This window comes from Companilactobacillus paralimentarius DSM 13238 = JCM 10415 (assembly GCF_001434985.1).
Lineage (GTDB): Bacteria > Bacillota > Bacilli > Lactobacillales > Lactobacillaceae > Companilactobacillus > Companilactobacillus paralimentarius.
In genome coordinates, this window is record NZ_AZES01000130.1 from 1 (window position 1) to 10,056 (window position 10,056).

Here is a 10,056-nt window from a genome sequence, read left to right on the forward strand (position 1 = left end):
GTGTTTTTATTTTGAGCTTTTATTGAAAGTGGCTAACTTGATTATAAAATTCGCCGTAAATTTATTTTAGGTGTTTTAGCAATTTTTACGACATTAGTTCTTTTTGAAATGTCGACATTTTATTATGAAAATTACGCCACAGTAAATCGTGCTTTTAACTGGGGTAGTTTGTTGCTGGCTCTGTTATTTGTAGGAGTAGCTGGTTATTTTCTAGTTAAAATTAGTGACCGAAATAAAAAGCTCAATTGGGCACTTCTTTTAGTAATGCTGGGTATTTTCATGATAGTGGCGACGTCCTGGATTTTAGTTGTACCGAAGACGCAATTGAGCGATTTTGGTAATTTTTGGACGCGAGTACCAGGACTTCAACATGGAGCTAAACTTTATCGAACCGATAATGATTATTTTTCGCGTTTTGCTTATCAATCAGGATATATGGTTTATGTATTGGGAGTTGTGAAGATTTTTGGTTATCATATTTTTGCAATTCAATTTTTAAATGTAATTTATCAAGCTCTAATTTTACTTTTCACATATTTGTTAGCCGTGAAAATTTTTGAAAATATTAAAGTGACGCGTTTAGCAGTATTGCTATTGATGAATGACCTTGATTGGTTTGCACTGAATAGTCAAGCCAGTAATCAATACTTAGGTTCACTATGTTATTTATTAACATTCTATTTGATTATGCAAGATAAACTTTGGGCATACATTTTGTCAGGGGTAACTTTGACGATTGGTTGTCTGATTAGACCGATTGGACCAGTAATTGTAGCGGGAATTGTGGTCTTTGCAATACTCTATACAATGTTTGAAAAAAACAAATTCAATTATCGAAAACCTTTGAAAATTTTGTTATCATTGCTGATTTATCTAGCACTATTTTCTTTGGCAGGTTGGGGAATTAAAGCTTCTGGACTCAATGCTTATGGATTGTCTAATTATGATCCTGAATGGAAATTTGTTACCGGATTGAACTATCAATCCAATGGGACTTATTCACCTGATATGGATCGGTTAATTGATGCAAGCAAGCCACGTAAGGTTATGAGTAAGAAGGAAAAAGCGGCTTTGCACCAAGAAATAAATTATTTAAATAAAAATAATAAGTGGTTGAGTTTATTTATCAACAAGGTCGGTGGATTATGGTCGCAACGTACTATGGCTACTAATTTTACAGGTTACAATCAGAATCACTCGGCCAAGACGGTTGATCGAATTGATTATTTAGCTTATGTTGGCTCGATTATTTTAATAATCTTTTCATGGATAGGATCGTTTAGCTTATTCAAAACAAAATTCAGCAATAATATATATTTATTGTTGCTACCAATGTTAGCATTTGCGGCTGCGCAATTGTTGATTGAAGTTCAGGGAAGATATCGGATTGAATTTTTACCAGTCATCGCAATTTTAGCGAGTTTAGGATTGTATCAATTTTTTATTAAAAAAGATGTTTAGAATTAAAAAACTATCTGGTCAAATGGCTGGATAGTTTTTTTTGTAAAAAAATTTATGGTCTCAATCGCCAATCTGACAGTTAATTGACCAAGTCAAGGGAAAAATTTGAGTCGGACTACTTGAAATTTAGAGCTGACTTTAAATTAAAAAAATCATTGCTAAGCAAACTTGAGAGATATTAGAATAGTAATTGCGACTTTGAATTTTTAATTATGAATTAAAATCCAAATTGGATATTTTTAATTTTGAAATTGCCTAAATATCAATACGCAAAAATATTTCTAAAATGTCAATAGAAATAGTTGAACGCTATATATTGTTATCACAAGGAATTAAAGGTACTATATATAGTGTTATTTCAAATGTGTGGAGTGAATATTAATGAATACGATTAATAAAATTATTTTATCAGATGACTTTATCGACGAAGTCAAAAAAACAATTAAACCCCACTGGGGTGAGTTAGGTTGGGTTACTTATAAACGTACTTACGCTCGTTGGATCCCAGAACTTGGACGTACTGAAAATTGGTCAGAAACAGTTAAACGTGTTATCGAAGGAAATATCAATCTTGATCCACGTTTGAAGGATGATTCATTAACCGATGAACAATATGCCGGCTTGGTTAATGAAGCTAAGAGTCTTTATAAATTGGTTTATGGTTTAGCTGCAACACCATCAGGTAGAAACCTTTGGATTTCTGGAACTGAATATCAACATCGCAATGGTGATGCTTTAAACAATTGTTGGTTTGTTGCCATCAGACCACAAAAATATGGCGATAGTCATATCGTACCTTCTTACTTGAAGCAGGATCAATTAGCTGTTTCAATGCCATTCTCATTTATGTTTGATCAATTGATGAAGGGTGGCGGTGTTGGTTTCTCTGTTGTACCAAGCAACATGAAATTGATGCCTGTTGTTGATAACAAAGTTAATTTAACTGTTCTTATTGGCAAAGAGAGCGCCTCATATGATGATTCAATTGCAGCCGGTGCTGTTGACCGCGATGAATGGTTAAAGAGCCATGAGCTTGAAAATACACGTAATTATGAACTTCCTGATACTCGTGAAGGTTGGGTAGTTGGAAATGCTAATATGATCGATGCTCACTTTAACGATACTAATGACGGTTTGAAAGATGTTGTTTTAGATATTACTAAGATTCGTGCTAAAGGTGAAAAGATCAAAGGTTTTGGTGGAACAGCTTCAGGTCCTGTTCCTTTGATTGAAATGTTCTTTGATATCAACGAAGTTTTGAACAATGCCGTTGGTAGAAAATTAACATCCGTTGACTGTACTGATATGGGTAATTTGATTGGTAAGACAGTTGTTGCTGGTAATGTTCGTCGTTCAGCTGAGTTAGCTTTAGGTGGCGCTACTGACGATGACTTTATCACTATGAAACAAGATCAAAAGAAACTTTACCATCACCGTTGGGCTTCAAATAACAGTGTTGCTGTTGATTCGAAGTTCAATAAGTATGCCCCAATTGCTGATTCTATTACTCACAATGGTGAACCAGGAATCGTTAATCTAGAATTATCACGTAACTATGGTCGTGCCATTGATGGGTATCAACCAGGTATCGATGATGGTGTTGAAGGGACTAATCCTTGTGGTGAAATTTCTTTGAGCAATGGCGAACCATGTAACTTATTTGAAGTCTTTCCATTGATTGCTCAAGAACAAGGTTGGTCATTGGAAGAAGCCTTTGAATTAGCAGCTAGATATACCAAACGTGTTACATTTAGCAGTTATGATTGGGAAGTCTCAAGAACTGTAATTCAAAAGAATCGTCGTATCGGAGTTTCAATGTCTGGTATTCAAGACTGGATTTTGACAACCTTCGGTAATCGTGTTGTGACTGGTTTTGAAACTGCCACAGATCCCGAAACAGGAGATACTATTCAAAAGCCAATTTACGATCAACGTGTTGCTAAGAAATTTGATGATTTATATCATTCAGTTGTTGCAGCTGATAAGGAGTACTCAAAGGAATTAGGGTGTAAAGCCTCAGTTAAACATACAACAGTTAAACCATCTGGTACTGTTGCCAAATTAGCTGGTGTATCCGAAGGTATGCATTTCCACTATGCAGGTTACTTAATTCAAAGAATCAGATTCCAAGACAGTGATCCACTACTACCAGCTCTAAAGGCTTGTGGATACAAGATTGAACCTGATGTTTACACAAAACATACAATGTGCGTTGAGTTCCCAGTTAAAGCTGCCAATGCTGACGATCCTAATTTTGCTTCAGCTGGCTCAGTTTCAATTGCTGAACAATTTGCTACACAGGCCTTTTTACAAACATATTGGTCTGATAATGCCGTTAGTTGTACAATCACATTCCAACCTAACGAAGCAGATGAAATCGCACCATTGATGTATCAATACAGACACGTAACAAAGTCAACTTCACTATTACCTTATAGTGGTGCTGATTTCAAACAAGCTCCTAAGGAACCAATTGATAAGAAAATTTATCAAGAACGTGAATCAGAAGTTAATGAAAACGTAGCTGCAGTATTTGCTGAACAAAATGATAATCATGACAAAAAAGATATCGAATTAGTCGATCAATCAGACTGTGCCGGTGGCGCTTGCCCAATTAGATAGAGAGCGAAACAAAGGTGAAGGCAAAATTAAATTATTAGCTTGAAACTCGGTCTTCTACTAACCTTGCTACGCAAATTAAATAAAATGAGGATCTACAAATTTTTTACTACCGACTGATCTCTTAGTTCTAGTATTATCTGGTGTTTTAAATCTACGAATATAGAAATTTTAAATCAAAAGAACGGCCTCCATTAAGTATTCAAGATATATCCTTTACTTGAATCTCTTAATAGAGGTCGTTTTTATTTTACAAAATTATGTATTAAACACATTTCCAATTCTTGCGGAAGATGGGAATTTAAGTACATTCATATTTTAACTAAATTTGGGTAAGAACCTTTTAACAAATTTGTGTTTTTATGTTTATTTTATTATTGTAAAACGATATTAAAATGTTGATTAACAAAAATTAATATCTGTAGTAGAATACGACATAGGGGGTGCTTGAAATGAAAAAAATATCAAGCTTTATTTTAAAAGTGTTATCGATCCTAACTGTTGTAGCTCAAATATTTTGTGGAATTGCAGCTGCATCTGTAATCTTCGCAAACGTTGCGGTCTTATTTGTTTCAGGGGAAGCTGCAACAGAGCTTAAGAAGTATGTTTTACAACCATCTAACTTGAGCAAAGGGATGTTGGAATTAAGTGGATTGAATGCTTTATTGATTTTAGTAAGTATAATTTTTGCCTTACATGCATTACGTAAGATTATTAATAATATTGCAGAAAGTAACTTTTTTGTAGAATCAAATGTGAATAACATGAAATTAATGGTGGGTTCCGTCGTAATTTTCATTTTGGGTAACATTCTTAGTATGATGTTCTTCTCATTTGGAAATGGTCGAAATTTAAGTTCAGTATTTAGTAATTCTTGGGGACAAATTGGTAGTTATTTGATACTTTTGGCGATTATTTATATGCTATATCTAGTATTCAAATATGGTTTTGAGTTACAACATGATTCAGATACTGTTATTTAGGTGATTGTAAATGATTAAAATAAATCTCGATTTAATGATGTTAAAGAAAAAAATTTCTTCAAAAGAATTAGCTCAAAAAATTGGTATCACACCTGCTAATTTATCGATTCTTAAAACAGGTAAGGCCAAGGGTATCCGTTTCGTTACATTGGAAAAAATTTGTGAAGTTTTAGATTGTCAACCAGGAGATATTTTGGAATATCAGAGAGAAGAGTCAAAAGATATGAAGAAAACAGTTTATGAACAAGTTTTTGAATTAGTTGATGCAATGTATAATTCTATAGTTGAAGAATCTGATTTTGATCCAGAAGTTATCAAGGTTCTAATGACGGCAGGAAAGTATCTTAATGAAAAAAAGATGCCACCTCAGGTAATTGCTGCTAAAACGGTCAATGAAATTATTTTGGCCAACATGTCCAATAAGTCAAAACTTGATCAAATTAATTCAGATCGCTTAAATCAATTATTAATGTTATCTCGATCTGAAGGTTACAAGTGGTCATCCGTTGGACCAACTGATTTGAGAGTTCAATTTTAGATTATGCAAGTAAGATATATTCTTTCATTTGAAGGGTTAGTATGTTAATCATCTTTGATGGTTAGTGTGCTGGTCCTTTTTATATTAAATACTATTTTCTATGTTTAATAGTTGAAACGAACTACGCAAGGTCAACTAATTCCAATACTTAGTTAAACCAATTCTTATTTCACTCTTTGACAATTTTAGAAGCATAATACTTTACATATTTTGTTTACAGATGTAAACTTTAAATTGTTGAGAAGACTACAGATGTAAACCTAAAAGGGAAGTGACAATATGACAGAAATCGAAACGATGAGTAAAGCTGAATGGCAAGTAATGAGGATCATTTGGACTTTGGGTCAGGCAACCAGTAAAGAGGTTATTGATATTCTTGAGCGAAAGACTGATTGGAAATCTGCCACGATTAAAACGTTAATCATTCGGTTGCAAAAGAAAAACTTTTTAAAGGCTGAAGAAACCAAACGTCCTTATGTGTACAAGCCACTGATAGATGAGGATTTAGCAATTCATCAGAGTGTGAACAACTTATTTGATAATCTTTGTTGTATGCGAAAGGGGCAAGCAATTAAGGATTTAGTGCAAAACTCTGAGATCTCTCAAAGTGATATTTCTAGTATTGTTGAAGCTTTGAATGCTAAAGCTAAGACAGCTCCAGAGGAAGTTGAATGTAATTGTTTGGAGGCAAATTTATCATGAAAGATATGAATGGAATGAAAATGAATGATAACGATCATTCAGAAATGGATATGTCTGGAATGGACATGTCGGATAGCCACATGATGATGCACGGTGGTCATATGATGGATATGGGGGACTTGAGGAAGAAATTTTGGATTTCGCTTGTTTTGGCAATACCAGTATTTGTACTATCTCCATTTATGGGTTTGAATTTGCCTTTCCAAGTTCAGTTTCCTGGATCTGATTGGATTGTATTAGTTTTAGCTACAATTTTGTATTTCTATGGTGGAAAGCCTTTTATCACTGGTGCCAAAGGAGAACTACAATCTAAGCAACCAGCTATGATGACTTTGATTACTATGGGTATTAGTGTTGCTTATATTTACAGTTTATATGCATTTGTCATGAACGATTTGATTCATTCATCACAACACATAATGGATTTCTTCTGGGAATTATCATCCTTGATTGTGATCATGCTCTTGGGTCATTGGATCGAAATGAAGTCTACCATGAGTGCAGGTAATGCTTTACAGAAAATTGCCTCACTGGTTCCAGATCAAGTTCATATGGTACATGATGGAGAAACGATGGATCATGATATTTCCATGGTCAAAGATGGAGATATCGTTGAGATTCGTGCCGGTGAATCAGTACCATTAGATGGCCATATTGTTAGTGGGTCTAGTTATATTAATGAGTCATTAATTACTGGTGAATCTAAGGCTGTAAAAAAAGAAATTGGTAGTAAAGTTGTTGGTGGTTCTATCAATGGTGAGGGTACAATACGTGTGAAAGTTGATAAAGCTGCCAATGAGGGTTACCTATCGCAGATCAGTAAACTTGTATCTGATGCACAGAATAATCGTTCTAAGACACAAATGTTGGCCGACAAAGTATCAAGCTGGCTATTCTATGCTGCTTTGTCAGTAGGAATTATTGCTTTTGTTTACTGGTTAATTTTTGGTGATATGAATACAGCTTTAAACAGATTAGTCGCTGTTTTGGTGATTGCTTGTCCGCATGCTTTAGGATTAGCTATTCCTTTGGTTATGTCACGTAGTACATCAATTGCTGCAACTAATGGTTTAATTATTCGCGATAATCAAGCTATGGAAAATAGCCGTAAAATCGATTACATCGCAATGGATAAGACTGGAACTTTAACTGAAGGTAAGTTCACTGTTAACGGTTTGAAGAGCATTGATTCCACAGTTGATGATGGTAAATTATTATCAGTTATTGCTGGTATTGAGAGCGGATCTAGTCATCCTATAGCTAATAGTATTGTGCAATATGCTAAAGATAAGAAAACTGAAATAGCTAATTTTGATAATGTTCAAGCAATTAAAGGCTATGGTATGAGTGGAAGTTTAGAGGGACACAAATATTATTTAGTCAATATGAAGTATCTAAAAAATGAGAATATTCCAGTTGATAACAAATTAGTTCAAACGTATTTAGATAAGGGAAATACCATTAGTTACTTAGTAGCAGATAAAAAAGTTCTTGGTTTTGTAGCTTTAGGTGATCGGATTAAGAAGAACACGATTGAATTTATTAAAGAGTTAAAAGCCAGAAATATTACACCTATTATGCTAACTGGTGATAACAAAGATGCTGCAGCAATTATGGCTAAACAAATGGGTATCGACGAATTCAGAGCCGAATTGTTGCCAGAGGATAAGAACAAAGTTATTAAAGAACTTGAATTGTCTGGTCATCACGTCATGATGGTTGGGGATGGTATCAATGATGCTCCTAGCCTTGCTGCTGCAACAATTGGTGTTGCTATCGGAGCAGGTACGGATGTCGCCATTGATTCAGCAGATGTGATTCTGTATAACAGTGATCCATTTGATATTATCAAATTCTTAAAATTGTCCCATCATACTTATCAAAAGACAGTCGAGAATCTCTGGTGGAGAGCCGGTTATAATATCGTCGCAATCCCACTAGCTGCCGGAATTTTAGCAGGAGTTGGATTTGTTTTAAGTCCAGCTGTTGGAGCAATCGTGATGTCACTTTCCACTGTTGTTGTCGCTATTAATGCATTAACTTTAAAAATGTAATTTAGAGAAATTGCTAGATAATGTGTCATTAACTATCCATATTGGATATTCATTTTATAAAATAAAAATTATATAATAATGAATTGTGAATAGCTTAACTATTGAAAAAAACTATTCATGAGGATACACTATGTTTGATATGGGACAGGTGGTGATGAAAGATGGCAACTATCTCTTTCCAATTAGATGATTTTGATGAAAAGGTGATTCGCAATTATGCTAAATCGAAAGATATGAGTATTTCATCTTTTCTTCGTACAGTAGTGATTGAAAAAATAGAAGACGATATTGATGATGAGCTATATGAACAAGCGTTACAAGAATCCAAGAATGGATCTCAAGATATTACGCTAGATGATTTGAAAAAAGCAATGAGTCGGTATTGTTAGATAAAAAAGCAGAGTGATTAATTCTGTATTAAGATAGGTAGTAAGTCCACATTTGTGGATTTACTACCTATTTTTTGAGGAGTGATAATTTTGAATCGAAGAGATCAATTTATTGAGGATCATTCTAAAAATTTTGAAGTTCTTTTAAAAAAGTTAATTACAATTAGAAGTTTTAGTGTCACCGGTGAGGGAATTGAAGATGTTGTAAAATTTTTGACCAATTTGTTAAAAAAACTATTACATGCCGATATTGAAGTGATTCCTACCAAAGGGCATCCCATTATCATAGCAAAGCTTACAGGTACCACTAAAAGGAATGTTTTATTGTACGGACATTACGACGTTATGGCTGCTGGTGATATTTCTAAATGGCAAAGTGATCCCTTTACATTATCTAAAAGAGAAGGACGCTTTTATGGCCGAGGAGTCGGTGACAATAAGGGACAACTGTTGGCTCAAATATTGGGTGTTTATTCTTATTTAGAACTACATCAAACTTTACCTTTTAATGTGGGCAGTTTTGGTAATATTATGACCAATCCAGTAACTCAATTATTCAATTTTTTGATTAGAATCTATGATGTTAAAACTGGCCAAGTAAAAATACCTCATTTTTATGACGGAATTTTGGAACCAACAGCAGGAGAAAAAGAATGGATAGCAAAATTACCTTTTAATAAAGATGAAATTATTGCACAGGCTGGAATTAATCAGTTGGCAATGGACAAATTTACTTATTATCATAAATTAATGTTTGAGCCTACCTTTAATATCTTTGGGATTAAAGGCGGATATTTACAGAAAGGGGTAAAGACAAGTATTCCCCATGAAGCTTCATTAAAGGTTGATTGTCGCCTTGTTGATCGGCAGGATATCTCTGTCATTAAAGAGAATCTTTTGAAAGTATATCAACCAGAAATTGCTAGTGGACAATTGCAAGTTAGTATATTAGGTGAATTGCCGCCAGAAAAAACGTCGGCTACGTCTGAACAGATTGAATGGCTCTATCAAGCAATTAAAAGGGCTACTGGTAAAGCTTATATAGAACCAGTAATGCCAGGATCAGTTCCAAATTATGTTTGGAAGAACTTTTTAAAGGTTCCTGTTTTTACGATTCCTTACGCCAATGCTGATGAACGTAACCACGATATTGACGAGAATATGACAATTAAGAATTTCTATAATGGGATTCGTATTAGTTATGAAATATTATCTGGAAACTCTTCTGAGATATGAAGCTATGTGCTTTCGAGGATGACGAATTGTCAAATCAAGCGCAACTTTGTCCCGAAGAAAACTTCAAATGGACT

At 34.2% G+C, this 10,056-nt stretch carries 7 protein-coding genes and 1 pseudogene; all 8 read left to right on the plus strand.

The features are described from left to right. The first annotated feature begins 108 nt into the window (after positions 1 to 108). The 8 genes and pseudogenes from FD33_RS10700 to FD33_RS10735 all read left to right on the plus strand — a co-directional run bounded on the left by FD33_RS10700 (position 109) and on the right by FD33_RS10735 (position 9,982). A complete protein-coding gene (locus FD33_RS10700) occupies positions 109 to 1,461 on the plus strand; it encodes a glycosyltransferase family protein (RefSeq protein ID WP_158136944.1) in 1,353 nt (450 codons plus the stop codon). A 381-nt stretch (positions 1,462 to 1,842) separates the two neighbouring features. After that, positions 1,843 to 4,083, plus strand: coding sequence for a ribonucleoside-triphosphate reductase, adenosylcobalamin-dependent (gene nrdJ, locus FD33_RS10705; RefSeq protein ID WP_025086075.1), 2,241 nt, complete (start codon positions 1,843 to 1,845; stop codon positions 4,081 to 4,083). Positions 4,084 to 4,532: 449 nt separating this feature from the next. After that, complete coding sequence (locus FD33_RS10710) at positions 4,533 to 5,063, plus strand: DUF2975 domain-containing protein (RefSeq protein WP_025086074.1); 531 nt, start codon at positions 4,533 to 4,535, stop codon at positions 5,061 to 5,063. Positions 5,064 to 5,073: 10 nt separating this feature from the next. Then, a pseudogene (locus FD33_RS12965) lies at positions 5,074 to 5,277 on the plus strand (helix-turn-helix domain-containing protein); the annotation flags it as partial. 603 nt (positions 5,278 to 5,880) lie between these two features. Then, positions 5,881 to 6,303, plus strand: a complete 423-nt coding sequence (locus FD33_RS10720) for a CopY/TcrY family copper transport repressor (protein ID WP_025086072.1) — start codon at positions 5,881 to 5,883, stop codon at positions 6,301 to 6,303. Next, positions 6,300 to 8,357, plus strand: a complete 2,058-nt coding sequence (locus tag FD33_RS10725; RefSeq protein ID WP_319792512.1) for a heavy metal translocating P-type ATPase — start codon at positions 6,300 to 6,302, stop codon at positions 8,355 to 8,357. The genes FD33_RS10720 and FD33_RS10725 overlap by 4 nt, the downstream gene beginning before the upstream one ends. Before the next feature lie 161 nt (positions 8,358 to 8,518). Then, positions 8,519 to 8,746 (plus strand): type II toxin-antitoxin system RelB family antitoxin, encoded by a 228-nt coding sequence (gene relB / locus FD33_RS10730; protein WP_025086415.1) that lies wholly within the window; start codon positions 8,519 to 8,521, stop codon positions 8,744 to 8,746. A 90-nt stretch (positions 8,747 to 8,836) separates the two neighbouring features. Continuing rightward, positions 8,837 to 9,982 carry a M20/M25/M40 family metallo-hydrolase gene (locus FD33_RS10735; protein ID WP_056955967.1) on the plus strand — a complete coding sequence of 382 codons (1,146 nt, stop codon included), beginning with the start codon at positions 8,837 to 8,839 and terminating at the stop codon, positions 9,980 to 9,982. The last annotated feature ends 74 nt before the right edge of the window (positions 9,983 to 10,056 follow it).